Annotated in this window: 27 protein-coding genes; 14 read left to right on the top strand and 13 right to left on the bottom strand. The window is 64.5% G+C overall.

The window, feature by feature from the left end:
• Positions 1 to 43: 43 nt before the first annotated feature.
• Together E1956_RS34845 and E1956_RS34840 are read left to right on the top strand one after the other, a co-directional pair.
• Positions 44 to 880 carry an MFS transporter gene (locus tag E1956_RS34845; protein ID WP_134757743.1) on the top strand — a complete coding sequence of 279 codons (837 nt, stop codon included), beginning with the start codon at positions 44 to 46 and terminating at the stop codon, positions 878 to 880.
• Positions 881 to 932: 52 nt separating this feature from the next.
• Entirely contained in the window at positions 933 to 1,436 is a 504-nt protein-coding gene (locus tag E1956_RS34840; RefSeq protein WP_134757741.1) for a hypothetical protein, read from the top strand.
• A gap of 31 nt (positions 1,437 to 1,467) precedes the next feature.
• Here E1956_RS34840 and E1956_RS34835 read toward each other — a convergent pair whose 3' ends face one another.
• From E1956_RS34835 to E1956_RS34825, 3 genes are all read right to left on the bottom strand, one after another.
• Positions 1,468 to 2,652 carry a porin gene (locus E1956_RS34835; RefSeq protein ID WP_134757739.1) on the bottom strand — a complete coding sequence of 395 codons (1,185 nt, stop codon included), beginning with the start codon at positions 2,650 to 2,652 and terminating at the stop codon, positions 1,468 to 1,470.
• A 102-nt stretch (positions 2,653 to 2,754) separates the two neighbouring features.
• A complete protein-coding gene (locus tag E1956_RS34830; protein ID WP_134757737.1) occupies positions 2,755 to 3,543 on the bottom strand; it encodes an ABC transporter substrate-binding protein in 789 nt (262 codons plus the stop codon).
• Positions 3,544 to 3,595: 52 nt separating this feature from the next.
• A complete protein-coding gene (locus E1956_RS34825; RefSeq protein ID WP_134757735.1) occupies positions 3,596 to 4,765 on the bottom strand; it encodes a M20 aminoacylase family protein in 1,170 nt (389 codons plus the stop codon).
• Positions 4,766 to 4,925: 160 nt separating this feature from the next.
• Here E1956_RS34825 and E1956_RS34820 point away from each other — a divergent pair, with 160 nt between their 5' ends.
• A complete protein-coding gene (locus E1956_RS34820) occupies positions 4,926 to 5,879 on the top strand; it encodes a LysR substrate-binding domain-containing protein (protein ID WP_134757734.1) in 954 nt (317 codons plus the stop codon).
• A 57-nt stretch (positions 5,880 to 5,936) separates the two neighbouring features.
• Here E1956_RS34820 and E1956_RS34815 read toward each other — a convergent pair whose 3' ends face one another.
• Positions 5,937 to 7,385 carry a coniferyl aldehyde dehydrogenase gene (locus tag E1956_RS34815; RefSeq protein ID WP_134757732.1) on the bottom strand — a complete coding sequence of 483 codons (1,449 nt, stop codon included), beginning with the start codon at positions 7,383 to 7,385 and terminating at the stop codon, positions 5,937 to 5,939.
• A gap of 100 nt (positions 7,386 to 7,485) precedes the next feature.
• Between E1956_RS34815 and E1956_RS34810 the strand changes: the two genes are divergently transcribed.
• A complete protein-coding gene (locus E1956_RS34810) occupies positions 7,486 to 8,133 on the top strand; it encodes a TetR/AcrR family transcriptional regulator (protein ID WP_134757730.1) in 648 nt (215 codons plus the stop codon).
• Positions 8,134 to 8,203: 70 nt separating this feature from the next.
• Positions 8,204 to 8,887, top strand: a complete 684-nt coding sequence (locus tag E1956_RS34805; RefSeq protein WP_134757728.1) for a type 1 glutamine amidotransferase domain-containing protein — start codon at positions 8,204 to 8,206, stop codon at positions 8,885 to 8,887.
• 54 nt (positions 8,888 to 8,941) lie between these two features.
• Here the strand turns inward: E1956_RS34805 and E1956_RS34800 are convergent, their stop codons facing one another.
• Together E1956_RS34800 and E1956_RS34795 are read right to left on the bottom strand one after the other, a co-directional pair.
• Positions 8,942 to 10,186: a saccharopine dehydrogenase family protein gene (locus E1956_RS34800; RefSeq protein WP_134757726.1), complete on the bottom strand. Its 1,245-nt coding sequence runs from the start codon at positions 10,184 to 10,186 to the stop codon at positions 8,942 to 8,944.
• Between the two features lie 56 nt (positions 10,187 to 10,242).
• Positions 10,243 to 11,154 carry an acetoacetate decarboxylase gene (locus tag E1956_RS34795; protein WP_134757724.1) on the bottom strand — a complete coding sequence of 304 codons (912 nt, stop codon included), beginning with the start codon at positions 11,152 to 11,154 and terminating at the stop codon, positions 10,243 to 10,245.
• Between the two features lie 323 nt (positions 11,155 to 11,477).
• On the opposite strand from E1956_RS34795, the gene E1956_RS34790 reads away from it, so the two are divergent.
• Positions 11,478 to 12,308 carry an alpha/beta fold hydrolase gene (locus tag E1956_RS34790; protein WP_134757722.1) on the top strand — a complete coding sequence of 277 codons (831 nt, stop codon included), beginning with the start codon at positions 11,478 to 11,480 and terminating at the stop codon, positions 12,306 to 12,308.
• Positions 12,309 to 12,374: 66 nt separating this feature from the next.
• On the opposite strand, the gene E1956_RS34785 is transcribed toward E1956_RS34790, so the two are convergent.
• The 6 genes from E1956_RS34785 to E1956_RS34760 all read right to left on the bottom strand — a co-directional run bounded on the left by E1956_RS34785 (position 12,375) and on the right by E1956_RS34760 (position 17,679).
• Positions 12,375 to 13,160 carry an amino acid ABC transporter ATP-binding protein gene (locus E1956_RS34785; RefSeq protein ID WP_134757720.1) on the bottom strand — a complete coding sequence of 262 codons (786 nt, stop codon included), beginning with the start codon at positions 13,158 to 13,160 and terminating at the stop codon, positions 12,375 to 12,377.
• Between the two features lie 88 nt (positions 13,161 to 13,248).
• A complete protein-coding gene (locus E1956_RS34780; RefSeq protein WP_134757718.1) occupies positions 13,249 to 14,490 on the bottom strand; it encodes an NAD(P)/FAD-dependent oxidoreductase in 1,242 nt (413 codons plus the stop codon).
• 28 nt (positions 14,491 to 14,518) lie between these two features.
• A complete protein-coding gene (locus E1956_RS34775; RefSeq protein WP_134757716.1) occupies positions 14,519 to 15,235 on the bottom strand; it encodes an ABC transporter permease in 717 nt (238 codons plus the stop codon).
• A complete protein-coding gene (locus E1956_RS34770; protein ID WP_134757713.1) occupies positions 15,232 to 15,951 on the bottom strand; it encodes an ABC transporter permease in 720 nt (239 codons plus the stop codon). The genes E1956_RS34775 and E1956_RS34770 overlap by 4 nt, the downstream gene beginning before the upstream one ends.
• A gap of 70 nt (positions 15,952 to 16,021) precedes the next feature.
• Complete coding sequence (locus E1956_RS34765) at positions 16,022 to 16,780, bottom strand: transporter substrate-binding domain-containing protein (RefSeq protein ID WP_134757710.1); 759 nt, start codon at positions 16,778 to 16,780, stop codon at positions 16,022 to 16,024.
• Positions 16,781 to 16,803: 23 nt separating this feature from the next.
• Positions 16,804 to 17,679, bottom strand: coding sequence for a MurR/RpiR family transcriptional regulator (locus tag E1956_RS34760; protein ID WP_134757708.1), 876 nt, complete (start codon positions 17,677 to 17,679; stop codon positions 16,804 to 16,806).
• Between the two features lie 389 nt (positions 17,680 to 18,068).
• Between E1956_RS34760 and E1956_RS34755 the strand changes: the two genes are divergently transcribed.
• The 3 genes from E1956_RS34755 (at position 18,069) to E1956_RS34745 (ending at position 19,729) form a co-directional block, all read left to right on the top strand.
• On the top strand, positions 18,069 to 18,242 hold the full coding sequence (locus E1956_RS34755; RefSeq protein WP_418789308.1) for a hypothetical protein: 174 nt from the start codon (positions 18,069 to 18,071) through the stop codon (positions 18,240 to 18,242).
• 96 nt (positions 18,243 to 18,338) lie between these two features.
• The gene (locus tag E1956_RS34750; RefSeq protein ID WP_134757706.1) at positions 18,339 to 19,196 is read left to right on the top strand and encodes a helix-turn-helix domain-containing protein; all 858 of its coding nucleotides are present in this window, start codon (positions 18,339 to 18,341) and stop codon (positions 19,194 to 19,196) included.
• Between the two features lie 86 nt (positions 19,197 to 19,282).
• Positions 19,283 to 19,729 carry a nuclear transport factor 2 family protein gene (locus E1956_RS34745; protein WP_134757704.1) on the top strand — a complete coding sequence of 149 codons (447 nt, stop codon included), beginning with the start codon at positions 19,283 to 19,285 and terminating at the stop codon, positions 19,727 to 19,729.
• 70 nt (positions 19,730 to 19,799) lie between these two features.
• On the opposite strand, the gene E1956_RS34740 is transcribed toward E1956_RS34745, so the two are convergent.
• On the bottom strand, positions 19,800 to 20,198 hold the full coding sequence (locus tag E1956_RS34740; protein WP_134757702.1) for an FKBP-type peptidyl-prolyl cis-trans isomerase: 399 nt from the start codon (positions 20,196 to 20,198) through the stop codon (positions 19,800 to 19,802).
• 293 nt (positions 20,199 to 20,491) lie between these two features.
• On the opposite strand from E1956_RS34740, the gene E1956_RS34735 reads away from it, so the two are divergent.
• The 5 genes from E1956_RS34735 (at position 20,492) to E1956_RS34715 (ending at position 25,301) form a co-directional block, all read left to right on the top strand.
• Complete coding sequence (locus E1956_RS34735; protein ID WP_134757700.1) at positions 20,492 to 21,412, top strand: LysR family transcriptional regulator; 921 nt, start codon at positions 20,492 to 20,494, stop codon at positions 21,410 to 21,412.
• Between the two features lie 284 nt (positions 21,413 to 21,696).
• Complete coding sequence (locus E1956_RS34730) at positions 21,697 to 22,305, top strand: M24 family metallopeptidase (RefSeq protein WP_418789335.1); 609 nt, start codon at positions 21,697 to 21,699, stop codon at positions 22,303 to 22,305.
• A gap of 39 nt (positions 22,306 to 22,344) precedes the next feature.
• Positions 22,345 to 23,262, top strand: coding sequence for a LysR family transcriptional regulator (locus E1956_RS34725; RefSeq protein ID WP_134757696.1), 918 nt, complete (start codon positions 22,345 to 22,347; stop codon positions 23,260 to 23,262).
• Positions 23,263 to 23,499: 237 nt separating this feature from the next.
• Positions 23,500 to 24,702 carry an NAD-dependent formate dehydrogenase gene (locus E1956_RS34720; RefSeq protein ID WP_134757694.1) on the top strand — a complete coding sequence of 401 codons (1,203 nt, stop codon included), beginning with the start codon at positions 23,500 to 23,502 and terminating at the stop codon, positions 24,700 to 24,702.
• 89 nt (positions 24,703 to 24,791) lie between these two features.
• On the top strand, positions 24,792 to 25,301 hold the full coding sequence (locus tag E1956_RS34715) for an HPP family protein (RefSeq protein WP_134757692.1): 510 nt from the start codon (positions 24,792 to 24,794) through the stop codon (positions 25,299 to 25,301).
• Positions 25,302 to 25,333: the final 32 nt, after the last annotated feature.

Here is a 25,333-nt window from a genome sequence, read left to right as displayed (position 1 = left end):
TCGATGGTACACCTGGCACCAGCATTCATGAGGAGCACCGCTGATGAACGCCTCCCCCGTTTTCGCCGGCACGGTCGCGCCGCGCCCCGCCTGGCGCGTCCTGCTGTGGCTCGCGCCGTTGACGCTGCTGTGGATTGCATTGATCTACTGGCAGCCCATCATTCCGGCCAGCGGCTTTCAAACCACGGCGCACCAGTTGATCGCCCAGGTATTCATCGCACTCGGCTTGTGGCTCGGCCTCGCAAGCACCGACCTCACGCCGCGCCAACGCCTCACGACCTGGGTTGCGGTTCTCATCCCGCACACGCTTTGGTTCGCAATCGTCTGGAGCGCGGCGATCCACGGCGCGTTTCGCCTGAGCGCCGTCCCTCCCCTGCTGCCGTTGCTACCGATGGCGATCTTCCTGCCGGTCATCGTCGGCGTGCCGCTGTTGCTGTTCTCGAAGCGGGTGGGCAAGGTGCTCGACGCGATGCCCGCGGCCTGGCTCGTCGGGCTGCAGTTTTACCGGGTGTTCGGCAGCTGGGCGCTCGCGGCCTGGCTGCATGGCGAGCTGCCCGGCGTGTTCGCATTGCCCGCTGGAACGGGCGACCTGCTGACGGGCCTGTTCGCCGCGCCCGTGGCCATCGCGCTCGCAAGCGGCACGGCGCAAGGCCGCAGGGCGGCGCTCGCCTGGAACATTCTGGGCCTCGCCGACTTTGCCGTCGCGATTACGTTGGGGCTGATCACCGCGCCGGGCCGGTTCCAGCTGATCGTTCCGGCTATGCCGGGCATTAACGCCGGTGCTTATCCGTATGTGCTGACCCCGGCCTTTGTGGTGCCAGGCTCGATCCTGCTGCACGCGCTGTCGCTGCGCCAGTTGATCCGCCGGCGCGCGCGCTGATCCCTTTTCCTTTTTTCGTTCATACGCCTGGCCACGCCAGACAGGAGGTGACATGACTACGCAGTTTCTCTTCCAGTTGCATCTCGTTCTGGGCTACGTTGCCTGGCTGCTGTGCTTTGGCGCTTACATCTGGCCAAAGCTCAAGTCGATGGACCCGTTCGACGCGCAACGCGCAATCGCCACCTTGCACAGCTTCCGGTTCTTCGGGCTGGTCTTCATCCTGCCCGGCGTCGTCAGTCCCGAGCTGCCCGCCAGCTTCGCCGCGTTCGCCGCCTGGGGCGACTTCGCAACGGGCGTGCTGGCGATACTGGCGCTGCTCACGGCACGCGTACGGGCGGTCTTCTGGCTGTTCGTCGTAGCCTTCAATGTTGCGGGCACGACCGATCTCCTGCTCGACTACTACCACGCGGTCCAGGTCGGCCTTCCCGCGCATGCGGGAGAGCTGGGCGCCACGTACGCGATTCCGGTCATCTACGTGCCGCTGCTGATGATTACGCACGTTACGGCCTTTTATCTGCTGCTGCGCCCGCAGCCCAGCAGGGTGCCGAGCTATTGAGGCGCGCGCAGCAGATTGGCGCGCCCCGACATCAGAAGGTATGGCGAAGCGCAGCGCGCACGGCCAGTTGCCGCGACGTCGACGAAAGGTCCTGCGCGCCGGGCACATAGGCGCGATCGAGTGACGAGCCCGTTGCGTCGCCGGTCACGAGCTGATAGACCCCTTGCAAGTAGACGTCCGTGCGCTTCGACAAGTTGTAGTCGGCCATCAGACCGAACATGTGAATGCCCGGCTTCACCGTGCCCGTTGTCGCCTCGTAACGTTCGAGCGTATAGGTGTACGCCGCGCCGACGAAGAAGGCAGGCGTGAACTGGTATTTGCCGTTGAGCTCGAAGTTCTGATACTTCAGCGCGTTGAGCGTGCCGCCCGCCAGCGCACCGGCGACCGGCTGGATCGTTTCCGTGCCGCTCAGATAGCCGACATTCGCCGTGGGGTGATCGATCTGCGTGTTCGTGTAGGCGAAGCCGATAGTCGCCGGGCCCACCGTGTAGTTGACGCCCGCCCCGAAGATCTGCAGCGTGGACGAAACGAAATTGCCGTCGGGGCCGAGCGACCCGCCTGCGCCTGCAATGGCACCGCCCGAGTTCGTGGTCGGATTGTCGGCTCTGAGGTAAGCGGCGGCAAGGAGCCAGCCGCCAGCCGCGTATTGCGCGCCAGCGCTCATCGCACGGTTGTTCGCGAACCCCGTGTCGTTGCTGAAGCTATACGTGCCGCCAAACGAGAAGCCTCCGAGCGTCGGGCTCGCGTATTTGACCGTGTTGTTCAAGCGGAACGTGTTGTCCGTATTGTCGTTGTCATAAGGGTGCGAGAACAGGTAGCCGCCCCAGTTCCCGTTCGCCGTGGTCTGTGCAAGATAGTCGACCACGGAATCGTACTGGCGGCCCAACGTGAGCGTGCCGTAGCGCTCGCTGGCAAGACCCACGAACGCCTGACGGCCGAACATGCGCCCTCCCTGCGCAAGCGCGCCATTGCCGGCGTTGAAGCCGTTTTCGAGCTGAAAGACGGTGCTCAGGCCGCCCCCCAGGTCTTCGGTGCCCTTCAAGCCCCAACGGCTCCCTTGCGCGTAGCCGCTCGTCATTTCATAGACCTGGTGGCCGCCCGCGTTGTTGGTGAAATCGATCCCCTCGTCGATCACGCCATAGAGCGTCACCGAGTTCTGCGCGAATGCAGGCATGGCCGCGCCGCACAGCAAGGCCGCCGATACAATTTTTCTCATCTGGTTTCCATTATTCAGGGTTACTAACTACACCGCAGGCCATTCGTCGAACTGGACTCACCGCCTGCGGGCCGGTCTCTCGCGCGAGCGCGCTTCGCTCCGTTACTTCGTGCCGTAAATGTCGAAGTCGAAATACTTCTTGTTGATGCGCGCGTAGGTGCCGTTGGCGAGAATCTCGGCGAGCGCCTGATTGAATGCGTCGCGCAACTCCACGTCCTGCTTGCGCAGACCGAGCCCGTCGCCCTGGCCGAAATACTTCGGGTCGTCCATGGCCGGCCCCGCGAACTCGAAGTCCTTGCCTTCAGGCTTCTTCAGAAAGCCGTCACTGGCTTCAATGGAGGCCTGGAACGCGGCATCGATCCGTCCGGAAACCAGATCGGCGTAGACCTGGTCCTGGTTCTGGTAGGCGACAATCTCCACGCCAACCGGTTGCCACCTGGCGCGTGCGTAGTCTTCCTGACTCGTGCCCTGCTCGACGCCCACGCGCTTGCCCTTGAGCGATGCGGGGTCAGGCAGCAGCGAGGAGCCGCGGCGCACCACGAGGCGGGCGGGCGCATTCGAAATCTTGTTCGAGAACGCAATCTGCTCCATGCGCTTGGGCGTGATCGTCATGGACGACGAGATCACGTCGAACTTGCGTGCGAGCAGGCCCGGGATCATGCCGTCGAAACTGGTCTCCACCCAGACGCACTTCGCATGCATCTGCGCACACAGTGCGTTCGCGATGTCGACGCCAAATCCCGTCAGCTTGCCGTCGGGCGTCTTGTACTCGAGCGGCGGATAGGTCGGGTCGACCGCGAGCCGGATTTCCTTGCCGCTGAAGTCCGCCGAGTGTGCGGAGGCCGCCATGGCCACGCAAGCCAGCGACCATGCCATTGTCCACTTCTTCATTGATGTCTCTCCTGTTGTCGATGTAATGCCGTGGTCAAACCTTGTATGACGTTCATTGCAGGGCGCGCTGCGCAAGCCTGACCCAAAAGCTCGCGCCGATCGCAAGAATGTCGTCGTTGAAATCGTATTCGGGGTGATGCAGCCCACAGCCGCCCTGAGTGTCGCCGTTGCCGATCGACAGATAGCTCCCCGGGCAACGTTCCAGCATGCAGGCGAAATCCTCGCTGGCCATGAGCGGGTGCAGGTTCTCGATCAGCGCCTGCGCGCCGCCGTAGTCCATCGCCACCTGCCGCGCGAATTCGGTCTCATCAGCGTGGTTCACGAGCACGGGGTAAGTGCGCTGGTAGTCAATCTCCACTTGAGCACCGTAGCTGGCCGCCTGCCCTCGCGCGATCTCACAGATGCGTTTCTCCAGCAACGCGCGGACTTCTGGTGAGAGCGCACGCACGCTCAACAGCAGGTCTGCGTGGGGCGCAATCACGTTGGACGCGGTGCCCGCGTGAATCGCGCCGACGGTGACGACCGCCTGCTCCCGGGGATCGACGTTGCGCGCGACGATGCTCTGCAACGCCATGACGATCGACGCGCAGACGACAACCGGGTCGATCGTCTGCTGCGGCGACGCCCCATGGCCGCCCCGTCCCACCACACGGATCGTCACCTCGTCGGCCGACGCCATGAAAGGCCCGCTCCGGAACCCGAGGCGCCCGGCGGGAAACCCGGGCACGTTGTGCATGGCAAACACGGCATCGCATGGGAAGCGCTCGAAGAGGCCGTCCTCGATCATTTTGCGCGCGCCGCCCAAGCCCTCTTCGGCGGGCTGGAAAATCAGGTTCAAGGTCCCTCGCCAGTCCGTGCGTTGCGCGAGGCAGCGCGCCGCCGCGAGCAACATCGCCGTATGGCCGTCGTGCCCGCACGCGTGCATGACTCCGTCGGTTCGGCTGACGTAAGGCAAATGTGTGCGTTCCTGGATGGGCAGCGCGTCCATGTCGGCACGCAAGCCCAGGCGCCGGCCGTGACCGCGCTCGAGCACCCCGACCACCCCCGTCCCCCCAACGCCGCGCGTCACGTCGTAGCCCCATCCGGCGAGCAGGCTCGCGACCAGTTCACTGGTCGCATGCTCCTGAAAACCGAGCTCAGGATGCGCGTGCAGCCGACGGCGAATCTCGATCACCTCGTCCTCGATCGCCGCGATTTCCGGTAGTACCCCTATTTGCTCCACTGTCCCCCCATGCGTTCAGACATATCGGCGCCGTGCCCGTCTTGCACGGGTCACGGCCACAACCCACCATGAAGCGGATCGTATGCAGCGAAAAAGCCGGGGAACAGCCGCGCGTTTGTTATGATGACAACCATTCGTTGTCACCTACTGGCGTCGGGCTATGAAGCTCCATCAACTCGAAGCGCTCGTGGCGAGCGCAGACGCAGGCAGCATCCGCGGCGCGGCGCGTGCACTCGGCCTCTCGCAGGCGGCCGTCACGCGGGCACTGCGCGAACTGGAAGAAACCGAAAAGCTGCCGCTCCTCGTGCGTGCCCCCGAGGGCATCGGTTTTACAGAGCACGGCAAGGTCTTGCTCACCCATGCACGGCTCGTGCTCAACCAGCTCGAGCACGCGCACAGCGACCTCGAGCGCTTGCGCGGGCGTGTGGAAGGACGGCTCATGGTTGGCGTGACGCCATGGGTGACGCTCACGTTCCTTGCCGAGACCGTGCTGCTGTTTCGCAAGCTGATGCCAGGGATCCGGCTGGAGCTGCTCGAGGGGCTGATGTCGGTGGCCCAGCCGCATCTGCGCGACGGGAGCATGGATTTCGCGATCGGACAATGGCAGGCGGCAGCCGGCGTGCAAGAGTTCGTCTGCGAGCCGGTGCTGACCTATGAGTCGTCGGTGATGGTGCGCGCCGGCCACCCGCTCGCACACGCGCGCTCGCTACATGAGCTGCTCGATCACGACTGGGTGCTCAACTTCGCGCCCGACGGTCAGGCCGGCTTGATCGACTATCTCTTCACGCGAAACGGCGCACGGATCGACGAGCGCCGGATCGTACGCGCGCAATCAGTCGCGATGCTGCAGATGATGGTCGAGCACGCCGACATGTGCACGTGGAGCCCAACGGTCCTGTGCCGGGTCCCGCCGTTGCGCGGCAGGCTCCTTCCGCTCGCGCTGCGCGAGCAGTTCGAGCCCCGACAACTGAGTGTCGTCACCCGGCGCAACAGCACCCTGAGCAATGCCGCCGTCTGTTTCGTCGAGTGCCTGGTGAAGGTGATCCGGCGGCACGCGCGCTCAGCGAAGAAAGATGATCTCGCGTTGTTCGAGACATTGAAGATGCTGATTTGATCCCTGAGCGCGTGTCGAGCGAGAGCGCAGCGCCAGCCGCAAAGCGTCGCTCACTCTCTAGCGACGGCGAGGACGATTCGCTCCCAGCGTGAACTTCAGCGCCAGATCCGCCACCTTGCCGAACGGTGCCCGCAGCAGGCTGGGAAGGTTCCAGCGCCCCTGAACGAAGACCCCCTTCGCGTGGCTCATCGCGCGAAAGCCCTCGATGCCGTGGTAAGCCCCCATGCCGCTCGGCCCGACGCCGCCGAACGGCAGGTCGTCCTGGGCCACGTGCAAGAGCGTGTTGTTGATGCCGGTATTGCCCGAGGTCGTGCGCTTGAGCAGCGTCTCGCACGCATCGTCCTCGTTGCCGAAATAGTAGAGCGCGAGTGGACGCGGACGCGCGTTCACATAGTCGATCACCTCGTCCATGGTGCGATACGTGCGTACCGGCAGGATCGGGCCGAAGATCTCTTCCTGCATGACGGCGCATTCGTCGCTGGCCCCAACGACGAGCGTGGGCGCGAGCGTGCGCACGCGGTTAGCGGCGCTGCCCGGTCTCACACCCGCCTCGATCACGCGCGCGCCGCGGCGCCGGGCCTCGTCGACGAGACCGACGAGCCGCGCGTAATGCCTGTCGCTGACGATCGACGTGTAGTCCTTGCTGGTCGGCCCCTCGGGATAAGTGCGCGCCACCATCGCATCGAACTGCGCGACAAAGGCCTGGAGATCGTCCTCGTGGACGAGCGCGTAGTCAGGCGCCACGCAAGTCTGCCCGGCATTGGCCAGCTTGCCGAAGACGATGCTGCCCATGGTCCGTTCGTCGACGTGGCCGCGCGCGACGATGGCGGGGCTCTTGCCGCCAAGCTCGAGCGTCACCGGCACCAGGTTCTCGCTGGCCGCCTTCATGACCTTGCGGCCGACCTGCGTGCTGCCCGTGAACAGCAGATGATCGAACGGCAAGTTGCTGAAGGCCGCGCCGACTTCCGGCCCGCCGAGCACGACAGCCACTTCGTCGGCCGGGAAGGTATCCGCGAGCATGCGCTGGATGACCTCGCTGGTGCGCGGCGTCAATTCCGAGGGCTTGAGCATCACGCGGTTGCCGGCCGCGAGCGCGGTCGCGAGCGGAATGAACGTCAGCGAGAACGGGTAGTTCCACGGCGCCATCACCCCGACGACACCCTTCGGCTGGTATTCCACCCGGGCGTGGCCTGAGCGATAGACGAACCCGACGTGCCGGTGCTCGGCCTTCATGAAGCGGCTCAGGTTGCGCGTCAGGTAGTCGATCGACTGGACCACGCCGGCCGTTTCCATGATGTCCGTCTCGTGGCGCGAGCGATGGCCGAAATCGGCGCTGATCGCCTCTTTCACTTCGTTGCGCCACGCGAGCACCGTGGCACGCAGCCGGGCAAGCCGCGCCTTGCGCTCGGCGAGGCTTGGCGGTGCTTCCTTGAGGAACGCGCTGCGCTGACGGGCCAGCAAATCTGCCGCGTCGAGGCCGTGAATGGATTCTGCGGGAATGGTCATCGTGCACCTCACGAGATTACCGGAATGTAGACAGCGTCTACTTGATGATTCGGGATGGTAGGAGCAGAATGTGTCTCTTGTCAACATTCGCATAATCCCTATGACGTCAGATGCGCCCATGGAGCAGAAGCCCTATCACCACGGCGATTTGCGGCGCGCGATCATCGACACGGCCCTCGACATGCTCCAGGAGCAAAAGGGCTGGCAGTTCACGCTGCGCGAGATCGCCCGGCGTGCCGATGTCAGCCACTCCGCGCCCTATCGGCACTTCCCGGACAAGACGGCGTTGCTCCATGAGCTGGCCCTGATCGGCTTCGACCGTCTGCGCGAGGCGCTCGTTGCTGCGCTCGATCCGGCTGCGGATGCGCCCGCGTGCTTGCAGGCGCTGGGCTATGCGCATCTGGGCTTCGGCGCCGAGAACCCGGATCTTTATCGTCTGATGTTCAATGCGGATGCCGGCGAGCCTTCCGATATCCATCTCGATGCGCGTACGCAGGCGCCCTTCCGGCTGGTCATCGAAGTCCTCGAGCGCGGCCAGCGCGAGGGCACGATTCGTTCGCGCTCCGCGCTCGGCCAGGCCACGGCATGCTGGGCGCACCTGCATGGCCTGACGATGCTCGCGATCGACGGCCGGCTGGTGCCCGAGAAGGTGGGCGATCACGCCATCGAAGATGCCCTCACGACGCTGCTGGACGGCCTGCTGTCCGGCGCGTCCGCCGCAAGCGGCCGAAGCCCCGAAAGACCTTGACCTTCAGCTTGACTTCAACGTTATGGTTGTGAATGCGGGTCCCAGTGGCCGATCGAAAGGAAGCTCCAACATGACCAAGCGCGTACTTCATGTCGTCAGCAACGTCGCCAACTATGCCGATCAGGCCGAGCCGACCGGCCTCTGGCTATCCGAGCTGACGCATGCCTGGCACATCTTCGCCGAGCAGGGGTTTGAGCAGCGTCTCGTGAGCCCGAAGGGCGGCGTCTCGCCGCTCGAGCCGCGCTCGCTCAAATGGCCGCTGGCCGATGCCTCCGTGAAGCAATGGCTGACCGACAAGGACCGCCAGGCGCTGCTGGCCACGACCGCGCGCCCCGATCAGATCGATTCGGCCGAGTTCGACGCGATCTATTACACGGGCGGCCACGCCGTCATGTGGGACTTCCCCGACGATGCCGGCTTGCAGCGGATCACACGGGAGATCTACGAGCGCGGCGGCGTGGTCTCGTCGGTCTGCCATGGTTACTGCGGCCTGCTCAACACGACGCTCTCGGACGGCACGCTGTTGGTGGCCGGTCGCCGTGTGACCGGCTACTCGTGGGTGGAGGAAGTGCTCGCCGGTGTCGCCAGCAAAGTGCCCTACAACGCCGAGGAGGAGATGAAGCGGCGCGGCGCGCTCTACGAGAAAGCGCTGCTGCCGTTCGTCTCGAAGGTCGTCACCGATGGCCGGCTCGTGACGGGGCAGAATCCGCAATCCGCCAAGGCGACGGCCGAACAGGTTGCCGCACTCCTTTGACGGTTGGCGCGCATGCAGCATATCGCCCGGAGGACGAAGGCGGCGCGTGACACCTCATATCCGCTCGAAGCGCAATCCGGCGTGGCGCGTCAGACGCTCGATGAAGCGCGCGTCGAACAGGGTCGCCGGTGTCCAGAAGCCGCCGGCACGCCCCACCTTGACGCCGTCCTCAACGAGATCCCGCGCGAGACTGATCGCCGCCTGGCCCAGCATCTTGCCGGTCGAGCCGTAGCCGGGATCGCGATCCCCGGTCACTTTCACGCGCAACGTCTGGCCGTCGTCGGTTTGGCCGAAAAACCGCAAATCGTAGCGGCCTGCCAATTGCACCTCGGGGCTTGGGCCTTCGCCGGGCTTGGGCAACAGGAAGCGTTGCATCAGGCCGCGAACCGGGCCGATCAAGATGCCCGCCATGAACGCCCCCAGCCCTGCCACCGTGGCCAGAGCTTTCAGTCGCCCCTTCAGGCCTCGGCCGGTCAATATCGCTTCGTCATAGGTGAAGTGGCTGCCATAGGCATTGCCAGAGAGCGCATTGGACCGATGAACCACCCGCTCGTTGATGGCCGCCATCACGAACGGGGCGATCCATGCGTCGAACGCGCCATCGAACTCCGCGGACTTGACGTAGTGCTGGCGCGCCTGGAAGCCGTGACCTTTGGGGCAGAGCGCATAGGGATTGACGAGTTCCTTGCGCAAGGACGGATCGGCGGCCGCCTCCTTGACCACGTTGATCACGCTGGCGCCCGTGCCGCCCGACGCGCCGCCCTTGAGGGTCTTGAGGCGCATCTTGACGTGGGTCGCCGGCACGCCCCATTGCCGCCTCGCCTGTTGCTGCAAGAACCACACGCCCATGTCCGAGGGGACCGAGTCGAAGCCGCAGCAATGCACGATGCGCGCCCCGGTTTTCCGGGCCGCTGGCTCATACTTCTCGATCATTCTTTTGATCCACTGGGTCTCGCCAGTGAGATCGCAGTAATCGGTGCCGCTCTCTACGCAAACCTTGACGAGCGGCTCGCCATAGAGCGCATAGGGGCCCACCGTGGAGACGACCACGCGCGCCTGCGCACACAGCGCGCGCAACTGTGTTTCGTTGCCCGCGTCCGCGACGATGATGGGCAGGGATCGCCCCGCTGCGCCCAGCGAGCGCTTGAGGTCGTTGAGCTTCGCTTCGGAGCGGCCCGCGATGGCCCAGCGCAAAGATTCGGCCTGGCCGGCGAGGTGCTCGGCCAGGTAACGCGTCAGGATCTGGCCAACGAAGCTGGTGGCACCAAACACGACGATGTCATAGCTCGGGGCGGTCATGAACGTTTCCTTACGTGGGCTGCGGGTGGAAAGAGTGGGCATTCACACCGCCCCGCTCACGCTCCGGCACGATCGAAAGCCCTCAATGGCGTTGGCAGATTCAGCACGATCTGTGCGTCCTTGACCACATCGAGACGCACGATGGTCGAGGCGCCCAGCCCGTCGAGCAACTTGCTCAGCGGGCCGCCATTGCGCGACACGGTCACGTTGCGCGGGAACAGGCGTTGAGCGAACGATAGTGTATTGGTCTGCACGGTGGCCTGATGCCATTGCCCATCGACTTTATTGACCATCGTCGTCGTGCCCATATGCGATTGAGGCACGACATTGCGCAAGGCCGGCAGCGGCGCGCTCAAGCTCAGGTCCGGTGCGCCGCCCGGGCCGGCAATCCGGGCCCTCACGTCGGCGCCGATGCTCACATCGATCTCGGCGCGCCACTTGGGCAGCTGATAGCCGTACACGCCGCGCACGCGCGCGATTTCCGTGCTGACGGGCAGCGCCAGCACATGAGCGTGGAAACTTCGACGCCGCATGGAATCGCGCAGCTCCAGCGCATGGGACCCACGCGCGCCGGGCCGGCGGATCACGACCGCGATGGAGACTTCGTCATACGGATCGTTATCGCAAACCGCATACGAAAAGAAGTTCAGCGCCACCAGCCCGAAGCCCGGGAACGCGCGCAGCGGCTCGAGCGGCGTCGGCAGCATCGCCCGCAGCCGCGACAAGGGCGCGAGAAACAGCAGCTGGATATTGCTGGTGCGATAGTAGAAGTTGGGCGCCCACGTGGGACCGACGCGCGAGTCGAGCAGTTGCTTCGGAATCCTTCTGAAATAGTCGATGTTCCCCGCGCGAGGGTCCCGCGCCACTTCATCCAGGTTTGGATTCATCCGGAAGCGGTCGTAGTAGCCCCCTTCCGGCACTTCAACCGTGTGCGGTCCAAATTCGACGCGTGTATACCGCCTGTCCATATTCGCTGACCCTTCTCCAAGTTTGACCCGGCACGCCAACATACAGCGTTTCAGCCAGCACTTTAAGATTCAACTCAGCTTGAAGGTCAAGCGTCCGGATGCGGATAGATATCGCGCCCGAAAAGTTATTGACATTAAGGTTAGCTTTAATCTTAGAGTGTTTGCTGGCTCGACGACGCCGACCGGTCAACCGGTTAGACGAATGAATGTCCGCAGGGATGTTTGCAAATTCTGTGCCGCGTCGTCAGGGCCGTGCCGTAGCTGTAACCGTCTGGAAGCACATCGCTGATTGAATGCCTACGCATTAACCAGGAGAAACGAACATGGGTTACGTGACGACGAAGGATGGCGTTGAGATCTTCTACAAGGACTGGGGTCCGCGCGACGCGCAGGTGATCTTCTTCCATCACGGCTGGCCGCTCAGCGCCGACGATTGGGATGCGCAGATGCTGTTTTTTCTGGCGCAAGGCTACCGGGTGGTCGCGCATGACCGTCGCGGCCATGGGCGCTCCAGCCAGGTGTGGGACGGCCACGACATGGACCATTACGCCGATGACGTGGCGGCTGTCGTGAACCACCTTGGCGTGCAGAAAGCGGTCCATGTCGGCCATTCCACGGGCGGCGGCGAGGTCATCCACTACGTGGCCCGCCATGGCGAAGACCGCGTCTCCAAGGCGGTGCTGATCAGCGCCGTGCCGCCGCTGATGGTGAAGACCGAGGGCAATCCGGGCGGCCTCCCCAAGCAGGTCTTCGACGACCTCCAGGCCCAGCTCGCGGCCAACCGCGCGCAGTTCTATTACGACGTTCCGGCCGGCCCCTTCTACGGCTACAACCGCGCCGGCGCGACGCCTTCGCAAGGCGTGATCTGGAACTGGTGGCGCCAGGGCATGATGGGCAGCGCCAAGGCGCACTATGACGGCATCGTCGCCTTCTCGCAGACCGACTTCACCGAAGACCTGAAGAGCACCACGATCCCGGTTTTGGTGATGCATGGCGACGACGACCAGATCGTCCCCTATGAGGACTCGGGTGTCCTGTCCGCGAAGCTGGCGAAGAACAGCACCCTGAAGATCTATCCGGGCTTCCCGCACGGCATGCCCACCAGCAACGCCGAGACGATCAACGCCGATCTGCTCGCGTTCATTCGCGGCTAAGGCCAAGGGTGTCGGAGGGCGCGCCTTCCGACACCCGGCGCCAGCGCCAGAGCCCCGCGCGCCGCGTCAGTGGCGAATCTGCGAGAGAAACGCCTTGGCCCGCGCACTGCGCGGCGCGTCGAAGAACTGCGCCGATGGGCTGTCTTCGACGATCTTGCCGCCTTCGAGAAACAGCACACGCTCGGCGACCTTGCGCGCGAATCCCATCTCGTGCGTCACGCACAGCATCGTCATGCCGGTTTTCGCGAGCTCGACCATCGCGTCGAGCACTTCGCCCACCATCTCCGGGTCGAGCGCCGAAGTCGGCTCGTCGAACAGCATGATCTTCGGCTCCATGCAGAGCGCGCGCGCAATCGCCACGCGCTGCTGCTGGCCCCCCGAAAGCTGCGAGGGATACTTGTGCGCGTGAGCGGCAATGCCCACTCGCTGCAGCAGCACGTGGGCCCGCTCGGTGGCCTGCGCACGAGAGAGGCCGCGCACCGACATCGGCGCGAGCACGCAATTTTCCAGCACCGTCATGTGCGGAAACAGGTTGAAGTGCTGGAACACCATGCCGACGTCGCGCAGCGCCTCGCGCGTGCGCGCCCCCTCCTTCTGCAACTCGCAGCCACGCAAGCGGATCGTGCCGCCGCTGCCGTGCTCGAGCTGGTTGATGCAGCGGATCAGCGTTGACTTGCCCGAGCCGGACGGTCCGCAAATCACCACGCGCTCACCCGCACGGACATCGAGGCTGATGCCGTCGAGCACCTTGTGCGTGCCGTAGTATTTCTCGAGGCCATGGATCTGCACGGCCAGTTCGCGGGGCGCAGCGTTATTCGTCGCGCGGACTGCTTCTGCTTCGGTGGATAGCATGAAAGTGCCCTCTTCGGATTCAATCGCCGATCGAGCGGCGCCGTGCGCCGCGCGTCGGTTCGCGGTTTAGCCGTGGTTTAACCGCGGTTTAGCTAAAACGGGCCACGCTGTAGGGCGCGGGATCGGTAAAGGGCTTCGCGCCGGTCACGAGATCGGCGATCAGGCGTCCCGTCACCGGGCCCAGCGTCAAGCCGTGATGCGCGTGGCCAAAGTCGAACCACAGCCCGGGATGATGCGGCGCGGGACCGATCACCGGACACATGTCCGGCAAACAGGGCCGGCGGCCCAGCCACGGCTCGGCTTCAATCGGCTCGCCGAGATCGAAGAGCGTTCGCGCGATGGCCTCCGCGCGCTGCAATTGCACCCGGTTCGCGGGCGCGGCCGGTGCCGCGAATTCGATGCCGGTCGTCAGGCGGATGCCCGCGTTCATCGGCGCCAGCACGTAGCCGCCCGCCACGTCGCACAGCGGACGCTGCGGCATCACGCCTTCCGGCGCGCGGTAATGCAGGTGATAGCCACGCTTGACGGCGAGCGGGACCCGATAGCCAAGCGGCTCGTAGACTTCGGCCGAATCGGCGCCAAGCGCGAGCACCACGTCTTTCGCGCACACGGTTCCCTCGCGCGTTTGCACGAACCAGGTGCTGCCGTCGCGCGTGAGCGTGCGCGCGTCCCCGCGCACGATGCGCCCGCCGCCGCGCTCGAACAGCGCCGCATAGCCCCTCACCAGCGCGCCGGGGTCGCGCACGGTCTTCGGATCGTTCCAGTGCACCCCGCCCGCAACGGTGTCCTTCAGTCCCGGTTCCAGCGCGCGTAGCGCCCTGGCATCGAGCAGGTCGAAGTCGAGGCCATAGCCGTCGAGCGCGCGCGCCTCGCGCTGCCCCGCGGCCAGCGCGTCGCGGTCGCGATAGAGCTCGATCCAGCCACGCGAGGACACCAGCGCTTCGAGCTGCGCGCGCGCCACCAGCGCATCGTGCTCCTCGACGCAGCGCTCCACGAGCGGCAGCATCGCCGCCGTGGCCTTGCGCAGGTTCTGCGCGTTCGAGTTGCGCCAGTAGCGAAACAGCCACCCGGCAATGCGCGGCAAAAACGCCGGCTCATAGCGCACGTCCGGCTCGCCGTTCATCGCGTAACGCAGCAGACGGCCAAAGCCGCGCGGGAAGGCATACGGGATGACGCTGGAGCGCTCGATCAGGCCCGCGTTGCCGAAGCTCGTTCCGCTGCCCGGCTCGTCGCGGTCGACGATGCACACGCCGAGGTCGCGCGCCTGGAGCTGCAGCGCGGCGGACACGCCGACGATGCCCGCGCCCAGCACAAGAGTGTCGAATTCCAAAAGCGGTTCCTCCTGCCGGCGATGCGGCTCACAGTGGGTTCAGATGCCTGCCGAGCCGCCGGTCGATGCGCTTGAGCACGCGGCGCAGGACTTCGACGAGCACGAGATACAGCGCCGCAGCCCACAGATAAAACTGGAAACTGAAGGTGCGCGAAAAGCCCAGCTTCGCCACGGCCATCAGGTCGTAGACCGTCACGAGCGACGCGATCGCGCTCGCCTTCACGAGCAGAATCAGCTCATTGCCGAGCGGCCCGAGCGCGATCAGCAACGATTGCGGCCAGACCACGCGCCAGAAGCACGTGCGCTGACTCAGGCCCAGTGCCTTCGCCGCTTCGTACTGCCCCGCCGATACCGCCGCGAAGCTGCCGCGAAAGATTTCGGCCTGATACGCGGCCGTGTTCAGCGTGAAGGCGAGCAACGCGCAATACCACGAATCGCGGAAGAGCCACCACAGGCCGAGCGACTCCCACAAGTCGCGCAACGACCCAAACCCGTAATAGAGCAGGAACAGCTGCGCGAGCAACGGCGAGCCGCGAAAGACATAGATGAACGCCGCGCTCGCATTGCGCAGCATGCGCAAGTGCGAGGTGCGCGCAAACGCGAGCAGCAGCCCGAGCACCGCGCCGAGCGAGAACGAGATGGCGACCAGTTTGGCCGTCACCCAAACGCCCGAGAGCATCTGCGAACCGTAGCGGTCCAGCAGATCGGAATCGATCAGATTCTGCAGAAACGGAAAGAGGCTCATACGCGTGCTCGATGATGGCCGCGGCCAAAGTGGTGTTCAGCGAACGCAAACAGCCTTCCCGACAGCGCGGAGAAGAACAGATAGATCGCACAGGCGGCCCCGTAGAACAGGATCGGCTCCTTGGTCTCGCTGACTGCGAGATTGGTCTGGCGCATCACGTCGACCAGCGAGATTGTCGAGACGAGCGCCGTGTCCTTGAGCAGCGTCAGCCAGTTGTTCGAGAGACCCGGCAAGGCGATGCGCAGCAATTGCGGCAGCACGATCGAGAAGAAAGTCTTCGCCTTCGAAAGGCCCAGCGCATGAGCCGCTTCGTATTGCCCCTTGGGGATGGACTTGAACGCGCCGAGCCAGACCTCGCTCGAAAACGCCGCCAGCACGACGCTGAGCGCGACGAAGGCAGCGAAAAACGGATTGATCGACACGTCGGCGTCGATGTGCGCCGCAGCGAAGATCTGCTCGACGGCGATCTCGAAACCGTAGTAGACGAGGAACAGCGTCAGCAACTCAGGCAGGCCGCGAAACACCGTCGAAAACCCGTAGGCCGTGCCGCGCGCCAGCGTGCTGCGCGAGCGGCTGCCCATCGCCACGAGCAAGCCGAGCGCAAGCCCGAACGGCAGACAGCACAGTGCGAGCGCAATCGTCACGAACGCGCCCTGCAGGAGCGCCAGCCCCCAGCTGCCCTGTCCAAATCCCAGCAGCGCAATCGATTCAAACATCCTTGGCACTCCTTTCCAGTACGTGAGCGATGCAGTCGTGCGCGCCGCTCACGGCTGGGTCAACTGGGTTTCAGTAGATGCTCGACTTGAAGTATTGGCTCGTGATGCGCTGGTACGTGCCGTCCGCGATGATGTCGGCAATCGCCTTGTTCAGGCGCTCGCGCAAGCCGTTGTCGTTCTTGCGCACCGCGATGGCCACGTCGTCGTCCTTGCCGGTCACCTCGCCCAGCAGCTTGCAGCAACCCTTGCCGCCCTTGGCGAGCCAGTCGAGGTTCGGGAACTTGTCGTTGACGACCGCGTCGAGGCGTCCGGCCGCGAGATCGAGATTGGCGTCGTCCTGGGCCGGATACAGCTTGACCGTCGCCCCCGCCGCGGCCAGCACGTCCTGTGCATAGTTGCCCTGGGTCGTGGAGGACTGCGCGCCCACCACAAGCCCCTTGAACGACTGCGGATTCGTGTTGGTGAGCTTCGAGTTCTGCGGAACGCTGATGGCGAGGCGCGTGCGGTAGTAGCGGTTCGTGAACGATATTTTCTCCTCGCGCTCCTTCGTCACCACCATCGAGGACACGATGGCGTCGTACTTCTTCGCCATCAGGCCCGGGATCATCCCGTCCCAGTCCTGCGCCACGAGCTTGCAGTCGGACTTCATCTTGCTGCACAGCGCGTTCGCGATGTCCACGTCGAAACCATGCAACTGATTGCTGGAGTCGACATAGTTGAACGGAGGGTAAGCCCCTTCCACCGCAATCCGGACCGTGTCGGCATGGGCACCCGCACAGGCGCCAATAACTGTGAGGACTGCCAATGTAGAGCGAACAAAGCGTTTCATTCGGTGTCTCCTTGTGGTTGTGGCTAGCTGGAAAGTGGCGTGGAAGACGTATATCCAACGAATTCGTTATGCAGCGCGCCGATGGCCTGGAGCCTGCGCTCGACATCGGCGCCCAGGTGCTTGAAGACGTCGTTGATCAGCAGGTGGACCAGCGAGAGCATCGAGGCCGTCGACTCCCAGAACAGATCGACCTCGGTCTGCACGCGAAATACTTCGTCGGCGGCCTGGTCGGCCCAGTCGCAGAAGTTGTCGGTGACGAGGCTCACCGCGATGCCCGCCTCCTTCGCACGCTCGCAGAGCATGCGCGCGTGCCGCGAATAGCGGCGTGCCTCGAAGACGATCAGCGCGGTGTCTTTGGGCGGGCTCAGCAAGACGTCGCTGAAGTTGCCGCCGCTGCCGTCGACCAGATGGACACCATCGCGCAAGTATTGCAGCAGGTGCACGAACGTCATCGCGATGCCACGCTCGGTCTGAAAGCCCGCCGCATACACGCGCGGCGCCTTCGCGAGGCGCTCGGCGAGGCGCCGCCAGGCGGGCCGCAGCGCATGCTCATGCACCTGCACGAGCGCGGCGATCTCCTTTTGCAGGCCGCGTGACGGCCCCTGGCCCTCGTCGGGCGCACGGCCGAGGAAGTCTTTGAGGCGGTCGCCCATGAGCCACGGGCCGTCGCCGAGATCGTCCTGCAAGTCGTTCTTGAGCGCCTTGAAATGCGCATAGCCGATGGAGCGGCAAAAGCGGCCGATCGTGGACTCGCTCAGCTCGAGCTTCTCCGCAATCACCGCCGAAGTCTCGAACGGCAGATTCTGCAGGTTCGCGAGCATGTACGCGGCGATCGTTCGCGACGAGGCCGTCGAGGACGCGAGGCTCTCCTGCAATCGCTGCTTGACGGTCTGTTTCATGTTGGTCTCCATGGGAAACGAGATTAGGATATTTCTGTCATTCACACAATACGTGCCAAAAAACTTTCATCACTGTGAGGCTCGCTTGCGTCGCGGCTGGCAGTCTGGGCAAGAATGCCCGGAAAATCAGTAGAAACCCGTATTTCCGCACTTTAAGCTGACGAATGGCTGTCAACGCGTCGAACGGTTTTTCGCGTAGCTTTTATTTCGGCATCCGAATCATATGTCGCAAATTAGCGCCGCAAGTTGCTCGACGACGTGCCGATCAAGAGGCTCAGGCACGAGACGCGCGATGATTACATGCCATGTAATTGGCGCATGCATCGCGCGCCTCTACGCTTCGGCTGTCGTGCGGCCATTCCGGCAGCGCTCAGCGCCACGGAGTTACCATGTCTACCTATCCTGTCTACGCGATCGAGCCTGCTCCCGCGCAATCGCGCCGGATGCTGATCAACGGTTTCATCGGCCTGTTCGAGCGCGTGCACTCGAACAGGCTGACCGAGCCGCGGATCCAGACGCTGCCGCTGCCGCATCGACGATCACGAACTTCACCCGCAGCGTGACCCGGCCGCCACTCGAAGCGCAGTTCGAGGCGTTCGCGTGGCACGCGAACGCGCCCTGAAGCCTCTCCATTCGTCCACCCAAGTTAGGGGAATCCGATGAACGCCAGCCGTCCCGATCCGAAAGCGCCCGGCGAACTGGGCGAGTTGCTGCGCTATTGGCGCGACGTGCGTGGCGTGAGCCAGCTCGATCTGTCGCTCGATGCCGGCGTCTCGCAGCGACAGATCAGTTTCATCGAAAGCGGCCGCAGCGTGCCTGGCAGGGACACGCTGCTGACGCTTGCACAGACACTCGATGTGCCGCTACGCGAGCGCAATGCCCTGCTGCTCGCCTCCGGCTACGCACCGATGTATTCGGAAGCGCCATGGGACGCCCAGGAGATGCACAGCGTGATCCGCGCGCTCGAGCGGGTCGTGCGCCAGCACGAGCCGTTTCCGGCGATCGTGATGGATCGCCACTGGAACGTCTTGATGACCAACGACGCGGCGCCGCGCTTCTTCAATTGCTTCATCGACATGGCCGCTCGCAAAAGCCCGCGCAACATGCTGCATATGATCTTCGATCCGCAAGGGATGCGTCCGTTCGTGGCCGACTGGGACACGATCTCGCGCAGCCTGCTGCAACGCGTGTATCGGGAATCGGTCGGTCATGCGGTCGACGCCGGCACGCGGCAGCTGCTCGACGAACTGCTAGCCTGGCCAGACGTGCCGCGTGACTGGAAAGCGCATCATGGGCCCGCCTCCGCGTCCACGATGCCGGTCATTCCGATCGGCTTCATCCACGAAGGCGTCGTGCTTCGATACTTCTCGATGGTGACGACCGTAGGCGCGCCGCAGAACGTTTCAGCACAGGAAATGCGCCTCGAATGCATGTTCCCCGCCGATGACGAAACCGAAGCACGCCACCTGCAGTTGCTCGCCGAACACGCAAAATCCCGCAAGGTGACGGCGTCGTAAGCAGCGCCTAGTCCACTCGGAGGAAGTCAGGGCGTAGCCGGCCGGTCTATGTTCACGCTATTGCCTGAAAGCCGGAGGACGCGGACGTGAGTGATAGCGCGGTGCAAATTGCCAACCTGCTTTACCGATATGCGGAATGTATGGACAGCGGCGACTGGGACGGCGTGGGCACGTTGTTTCAGCACGCGCGCTTGAAGACGCGGGACAGCCATGCCGGACTCAGCGCGCCGGAATTCCTGCAGCTGTTGTATGGCCACGTGAAGCGCTATCCCTGTGGCACGCCACGCACCCGGCATGTCGTCACCAATCCGATCATCGAAATCGACGAGCCGGCCCACCGTGCAACGGCGCGCTCGTATTACACGGTCTTGCAGGCGACGGAAGGGTTTCCTCTGCAGCCCATTGCGGCCGGGCGCTATCACGACGCGTTCGAGCGCGTCGACGACGTGTGGCGCTTTTCGTTTCGCGACTACTCGCTGCTGGATATGGCGGGCGACTTGCACTACCACCTGAACGGCATGCCCGCGCAGTAAGCGGCGCAGCCGCGAACGCCCCGCGTTCCAGAGGGCGCCCGACTGCGGTCAGGCGCCCTCTATCAATCCATTACTGGCCGATGCCGATCAGTTCGACTTCGAACGTGAGGTCGCTGTTCGGCGGGATCGGGCCAACTGCGCGATCACCATACGCGGTAGCCGCCGGGCAGGTCAGCTTCGCCTTGCCGCCCACCTTCATCTTCTGCAGCCCTTGCGTCCAGCACGGAATCACCCGGCCGAGCGGGAAGGCAGCCGGGCCGCCATGCTTGTCGGAGCTGTCGAATTCGGTGCCGTCCGCGAGCGTGCCGCGATAGTTGACACGCACGACGTCGTTCACGGTCGGTTGCGGACCGGTGCCTTGCTTGATGTGCTCGACCACGACGCCCGATGGCAACTTCTCGATGGTGTTGCCGGCGAAGGCGGTCGACGCAATGGTGGCAGTGGCGAGTAACGCAATCAGTGATTTCATACTATGTCCTCGTTGAATGGCTCGCCAATTATATCGGGTGCTTCGCGTGGCCCCGGATCGGCACGCCATGCATCGCGAGGCAGGCACCCGAGCCGATCCTGGCCGGGCCGGTCGTGGCCAGGCGTGGCCTGGGCGAATCCGGCATTCAGGGGAGCACATAGTGCGGATGTTCGCCCCGTTATGAGCCCCGTGCAGCAAGGGCGTCCGGGCATGGGCAGCAATTTCCCTGAATTGACACCCCGTTATATCGCACCGTATACAGCAATGAACGATGTCAAATTACGGCGGTTCGCATGTCCAGGGAAGTCATCGACTCCTATTTGCTGAAGGTTCTCCATACGCTCATCACCGAAGCCAGCGTCTCGCGCACAGCCGTGCTGCTAGGCCAGTCGCAGCCGACCATCAGCGTCGCGTTGCGCAAGCTGCGCGCCATGACGGGCGATCCGCTGCTCGTGCGCAGCGGCAGCCGCATGGTGCCCACGAGCCACGCGCTCACGCTGATCGAGCCGGCGGCGCAGGCGCTCGCGGGCATCGCCGCGGTGCTCCATCCGACCCGCGCTTTCGATCCGGCCACCACGCGCCGCACCTTTCTCATTGGCTCTCCTGACTATCTGGATGCGTTCTTCCTGCCCGCCGTGGTCGATGCGTTCCGCACCGAGGCGCCGCGCGCACGTATCGAATTCCAGCACCTGATGATGGTGGACGGCGGCTACGAACATGGTCTCGAGAGCGGCACGCTCGACCTCGTGATCGGCAACTGGCGCACGCCGCCCGAGCATCTGCATCTGCAGCCGCTGTGCAAGGACGATCTCGTGTGCCTGCTGCGCGCGCAGCACCCGATCAAGCCGGGCAAGCTGAGCCGGGCCATCTATCAGGAAGCGGAGCATCTTGCCGTCACCACACACAACGCCACGGGGCTGGGCACGATCGATGTCGAGCTCGCGCGTAGCGGTCTGTCGCGCAACGTGACGACAACCTTGCCCTACTTCGGCATGGCGCCCTATGTGCTGATGCGCTCGAATCTGCTCTTCACGACCACGCGCGCGCTTGCCACTCACTACAGCAAATTGCTTCCGCTGCGCATGGAGCCCCTGCCCGGCGATCCCCAGGCGCTCACCTATTACCAGCTCTGGCACGACCGCACCCATCGCAGCGCGGCCGCTATCTGGCTGCGCCATCTCGTGTCCGGCGTCGCGAAGGAACTCGCGCGCTGAGGCGGGTGACGCGAAAGCGCGGCTCTCGCGTAGCGTTCGATCGGCACCGGGGCCGGATCGCAATATGCGAGGCGCTTCACGCCGGGCTGCGGCTTCCCCTTACCGCGACGGTCAACATCTCGTTATATACTATCGGATATATCGATTTCGTAGGGTGCCGTGGTCATGCCCCCCCGTGGCTCGCCGCCAGGCACCCTGTGCAATGAACCCCGAGACAACCGGAGTGATATCAGGTGAGCACTGTTGACAAGCAGGCGGTCGGCGAAAAATTCTCTCCCGACGCCATGGAGCACGCCCGCGTGATGACCTGGAAGGCGGTCCAGCAGATCGCGGACGCCATCCGGCCCGGCATGCGCGAATCGGAAGCCAACGCGCGCGCGAAGGCGATCCTTCAGGTGTTGGGCATGGAACGGATCTGGCACCCGGTCATCGTCCGGATCGGCGAAAACACGCTGCGCACCTTCAGGGAGCGCTCCGCGGATGACCCGGTGCTCGGTTCGAACGATATTTTCTTCGTCGATCTGGGCGTGGTGTGGAGCCAGCACGAGGGCGACGCCGGCGCGACCTTCGTCACAGGCGACGATCCCGAGATGATTCGTTGTGCAGAGGACGTTGAAACGATCCACGATGAAGTGGCCGAACACTGGCGCAGCACAGGCTGCAGCGGCATCGCGCTCTACGACTATGCCGCCGCACGGGCCGAGACGTATGGCTGGCGTCTGAATGTCGACATCAAGGGCCATCGCGTCAGCGACTTTCCGCATGCCATCTACAAGGCGGGCGACCTCGGCGAGTTCGCTGCCGCGCCCGCAGCGGGCCTATGGGTGCTGGAGATCCAGATCGCCCACCCGACGCGCCCCTTTGGTGCGTTCTACGAGGATCTGCTCGCCTAGCCTGGCCTCGCTACGTTTCGCCGCGCAAACACGCCACGCATGTTCATCCGTCAGCTCCACTATCTGGTGACGCTCGCGCGGGAGCAGCATTTCGCGCGCGCGGCCGAGGTCTGCAATGTCTCGCAGCCCGCGCTTTCCTCCGCGATCCGCAGCCTCGAAGACGAGCTCGGACTCGTGCTCGTGAGACGCGGACGACGTTTTCTCGGCTTTACCGAGGATGGCGAGCGGGTGTTGGGCTGGGCGCGGCAGACCCTCGCCACGCTCGAGCACATGCGCCAGGACGCATCGGTTGCGCGTGTGCGGCTGAGCGGCACGCTGCGCATCGGCGTGATTCCCACCACGCTGCCTATCGTCAGCCTCCTGCTGTCGAGCTGCCGCGCCGAGCATGCGGGCATACGCTACTCGCTGCGCTCGTTGAGCTCGGACACCATCCTGCGCCAGCTCGACGAATTCGAACTGGATATCGGCTTCACCTATCTCGACAGCAAGGTGCAGGCCGGCTTCGCCATCGCGTCGCTGTATTGCGAGCGCTATGTGCTGGTCTCCCCCACCGGCTGTGGCGAGGGGGCCTGCAATGGCCTCGAGCGCTGGGAAGCACTGGAAGGCCTCGATTTGTGTCTGCTCGATTCCTCGATGCAAAACCGCCAGGTCATCAACGCGGCGTTCCGCCGAGCGGGTGTGCAACCCACGGTGATTGCCGAGTCCGATTCGCTGCTTACGCTCTTTTCCGCCGTGGAGCATGTGCGGCTACACAGCATCCTGCCGCATAGCCTGCTGGGCAGCGCGCACGCAAGCGGTCTTTACACCGCCACGCTGCTCAAGCCGGAGCTGACGCGGGAAATCGGCCTCATCACGCGCAATGCCGCCGTGATGCCCCCACTCGTTGCGGCGATGTGGGAGTGCGCCCAGCGTCTGGACCTGCAAAGCCACTTCGACGCCCTGCTTCAGGGCGCGTGAGCGCCACCGCCAACGCACCGGCGCCCGCCTGCCCGGGCCGGCGAGCCGTCGTTCGCAGGCCTTGATAAGCCGCGCTTATCAGACCATCTTTCCAAACAATTGGACCCATCCAGCGTCCTCGACAACACTCTGGCCATCGATCCTTCGCGAGCCGAACGATCGTAACGAAGGCAGCAGCGGCCCTGCCACGCCGCTCCTGCCTCACCCAATCCCGCTTTCCATCATGGAGTGAGACACATGGCCAAGGTACTTTGCGTCCTGTACGACGATCCCGTCAACGGCATGCCCAGGCGCTACGCGCGCGACACGGTCCCCACCATTGCCCGCTATCCCGATGGGCAAACCGCCCCCACGCCGAATGCCATCGACTTCACGCCCGGCGAGATGCTCGGCAGCGTTTCCGGTGAACTGGGTCTGCGTCGCTACCTCGAGTCCCTCGGCCATACGCTCGTCGTCACCTCCGACAAGGACGGCCCCAACTCGCGCTTCGAACAGGAGCTCCACGACGCCGAGGTCGTGATCTCTCAGCCGTTCTGGCCCGCCTATCTCACGGCCGAGCGCATCGCGAAGGCCCCAAAGCTCAAGCTCGCGCTCACGGCCGGTATCGGCTCCGACCACGTCGACCTGCAGGCCGCCAGCGAACGCGGCATTACGGTGGCCGAAGTCACGTACTCCAACAGCATCAGCGTGGCCGAGCACGTCGTGATGATGATTCTCTCGCTGGTACGCAACTATCTGCCCTCTCATGAATGGGTGAAAAAAGGCGGCTGGAATATCGCGGACTGCGTCTCGCGCGCGTACGACCTCGAAGGCATGCATGTCGGCACGGTGGCCGCCGGGCGCATCGGCACCGCCGTGCTGCGCCGTCTCAAGCCGTTCGACGTCAAGCTCCACTACACCGACCGTCACCGCCTGCCCGAACAGGTTGAACGCGAACTGAACCTCACCTGGCATCCGAACGTGGAATCGATGGTGGCGGTCTGCGACGTGGTCACGATCAACTGCCCGCTGCACCCCGAAACGGAACATCTGTTCGACGCGAAAATGCTGGCGAAGATGAAGCGCGGTGCGTACATCATCAACACCGCGCGCGGCAAGATCTGCGACCGCGACGCGATCGTCAACGCCCTCGAGAGCGGGCAGCTCGCCGGCTACGCAGGCGACGTCTGGTTCCCGCAACCCGCGCCGCGTGATCATCCGTGGCGCAGCATGCCGCATCAGGGCATGACGCCGCATACGTCGGGCACCACACTCTCCGCGCAGGCCCGCTACGCGGCAGGCACGCGCGAAATTCTCGAGTGCTGGTTCTCGGGCAAGCCGATCCGTGAGGAATACCTGGTTGTCGATGGCGGCAAGCTCGCGGGCGTGGGCGCCCACTCCTATAGCGCCGGCAATGCAACCGAAGGCTCCGACGAGGCGAGCCGCTATCAGACGGCATAACCACGCGTAAATGGCGGCGGAAACGCCCGGGCTGCGCGCGCCATCCGCGGTGCGCGCAGCGCCCTTCACACGGATCTCCCTCATCCCCAATGAACGAACTCGACAAGACCCGACTTGCCGCAACGCGCACGCCGTTGCCCTCGCTCGCGCCCCGGGTGGTGCGCGGCTTCCTGGGTGGGACCGCCGCAATCGCCGTCGTAGGGCTGCTGGCGCAACTCACCGGATTGCCGTTCGTGATCGCGCCGTTCGGCGCGTCGAGCGTGCTGCTGTTTGGTGCGCCCGAAAGCACCTTCGCCCAGCCGAGAAACCTCGTCTTGGGCCACCTGATCGCATCGGCCGTGGGGCTAGCCGTGTTCCGGCTCGCCGGCAACGATGTCTGGGCCATGGCGCTCGCCACGGGCCTCGCGATCGCGGCCATGCAGATCACGCGCACCGTGCATCCGCCGGCAGGCGCGGACCCGCTCGTCATCATGCTGAGCGGCAATGGATCGGCAAGCTTCCTCGTCTTTCCGGTGCTGGCCGGCGTCGTCTGCCTGCTCGCCATCGCACAGGTGGTCGAATGGGTGGCCCGGATGGCTGCGCGCGCAACGGATTCCTGATGCGCGCCAACCGAGCCTCCGGACCCGCCGCG

Origin of the sequence: Paraburkholderia pallida, assembly GCF_004524855.1 — a bacterium.
Classification (GTDB): domain Bacteria; phylum Pseudomonadota; class Gammaproteobacteria; order Burkholderiales; family Burkholderiaceae; genus Paraburkholderia; species Paraburkholderia oxyphila.
This window is presented reverse-complemented; position numbering and strand designations above follow the sequence as displayed.

Excerpts from the sequence above, each read along its gene's own strand:
- E1956_RS34845 (WP_134757743.1), top strand. The coding sequence starts at position 44 with ATGAACGCCTCCCCCGTTTTCGCCGGCACGGTCGCGCCGCGCCCCGCC.
- E1956_RS34840 (WP_134757741.1), top strand. The coding sequence starts at position 933 with ATGACTACGCAGTTTCTCTTCCAGTTGCATCTCGTTCTGGGCTACGTT.
- E1956_RS34835 (WP_134757739.1), bottom strand. The coding sequence starts at position 2,652 with ATGAGAAAAATTGTATCGGCGGCCTTGCTGTGCGGCGCGGCCATGCCT.
- E1956_RS34830 (WP_134757737.1), bottom strand. The coding sequence starts at position 3,543 with ATGAAGAAGTGGACAATGGCATGGTCGCTGGCTTGCGTGGCCATGGCG.
- E1956_RS34820 (WP_134757734.1), top strand. The coding sequence starts at position 4,926 with ATGAAGCTCCATCAACTCGAAGCGCTCGTGGCGAGCGCAGACGCAGGC.
- E1956_RS34815 (WP_134757732.1), bottom strand. The coding sequence starts at position 7,385 with ATGACCATTCCCGCAGAATCCATTCACGGCCTCGACGCGGCAGATTTG.
- E1956_RS34810 (WP_134757730.1), top strand. The coding sequence starts at position 7,486 with ATGACGTCAGATGCGCCCATGGAGCAGAAGCCCTATCACCACGGCGAT.
- E1956_RS34805 (WP_134757728.1), top strand. The coding sequence starts at position 8,204 with ATGACCAAGCGCGTACTTCATGTCGTCAGCAACGTCGCCAACTATGCC.
- E1956_RS34800 (WP_134757726.1), bottom strand. The coding sequence starts at position 10,186 with ATGACCGCCCCGAGCTATGACATCGTCGTGTTTGGTGCCACCAGCTTC.
- E1956_RS34795 (WP_134757724.1), bottom strand. The coding sequence starts at position 11,154 with ATGGACAGGCGGTATACACGCGTCGAATTTGGACCGCACACGGTTGAA.
- E1956_RS34790 (WP_134757722.1), top strand. The coding sequence starts at position 11,478 with ATGGGTTACGTGACGACGAAGGATGGCGTTGAGATCTTCTACAAGGAC.
- E1956_RS34785 (WP_134757720.1), bottom strand. The coding sequence starts at position 13,160 with ATGCTATCCACCGAAGCAGAAGCAGTCCGCGCGACGAATAACGCTGCG.
- E1956_RS34775 (WP_134757716.1), bottom strand. The coding sequence starts at position 15,235 with ATGAGCCTCTTTCCGTTTCTGCAGAATCTGATCGATTCCGATCTGCTG.
- E1956_RS34770 (WP_134757713.1), bottom strand. The coding sequence starts at position 15,951 with ATGTTTGAATCGATTGCGCTGCTGGGATTTGGACAGGGCAGCTGGGGG.
- E1956_RS34765 (WP_134757710.1), bottom strand. The coding sequence starts at position 16,780 with ATGAAACGCTTTGTTCGCTCTACATTGGCAGTCCTCACAGTTATTGGC.
- E1956_RS34760 (WP_134757708.1), bottom strand. The coding sequence starts at position 17,679 with ATGAAACAGACCGTCAAGCAGCGATTGCAGGAGAGCCTCGCGTCCTCG.
- E1956_RS34755 (WP_418789308.1), top strand. The coding sequence starts at position 18,069 with ATGTCTACCTATCCTGTCTACGCGATCGAGCCTGCTCCCGCGCAATCG.
- E1956_RS34750 (WP_134757706.1), top strand. The coding sequence starts at position 18,339 with ATGAACGCCAGCCGTCCCGATCCGAAAGCGCCCGGCGAACTGGGCGAG.
- E1956_RS34740 (WP_134757702.1), bottom strand. The coding sequence starts at position 20,198 with ATGAAATCACTGATTGCGTTACTCGCCACTGCCACCATTGCGTCGACC.
- E1956_RS34735 (WP_134757700.1), top strand. The coding sequence starts at position 20,492 with ATGTCCAGGGAAGTCATCGACTCCTATTTGCTGAAGGTTCTCCATACG.
- E1956_RS34730 (WP_418789335.1), top strand. The coding sequence starts at position 21,697 with ATGGAGCACGCCCGCGTGATGACCTGGAAGGCGGTCCAGCAGATCGCG.
- E1956_RS34725 (WP_134757696.1), top strand. The coding sequence starts at position 22,345 with ATGTTCATCCGTCAGCTCCACTATCTGGTGACGCTCGCGCGGGAGCAG.
- E1956_RS34720 (WP_134757694.1), top strand. The coding sequence starts at position 23,500 with ATGGCCAAGGTACTTTGCGTCCTGTACGACGATCCCGTCAACGGCATG.
- E1956_RS34715 (WP_134757692.1), top strand. The coding sequence starts at position 24,792 with ATGAACGAACTCGACAAGACCCGACTTGCCGCAACGCGCACGCCGTTG.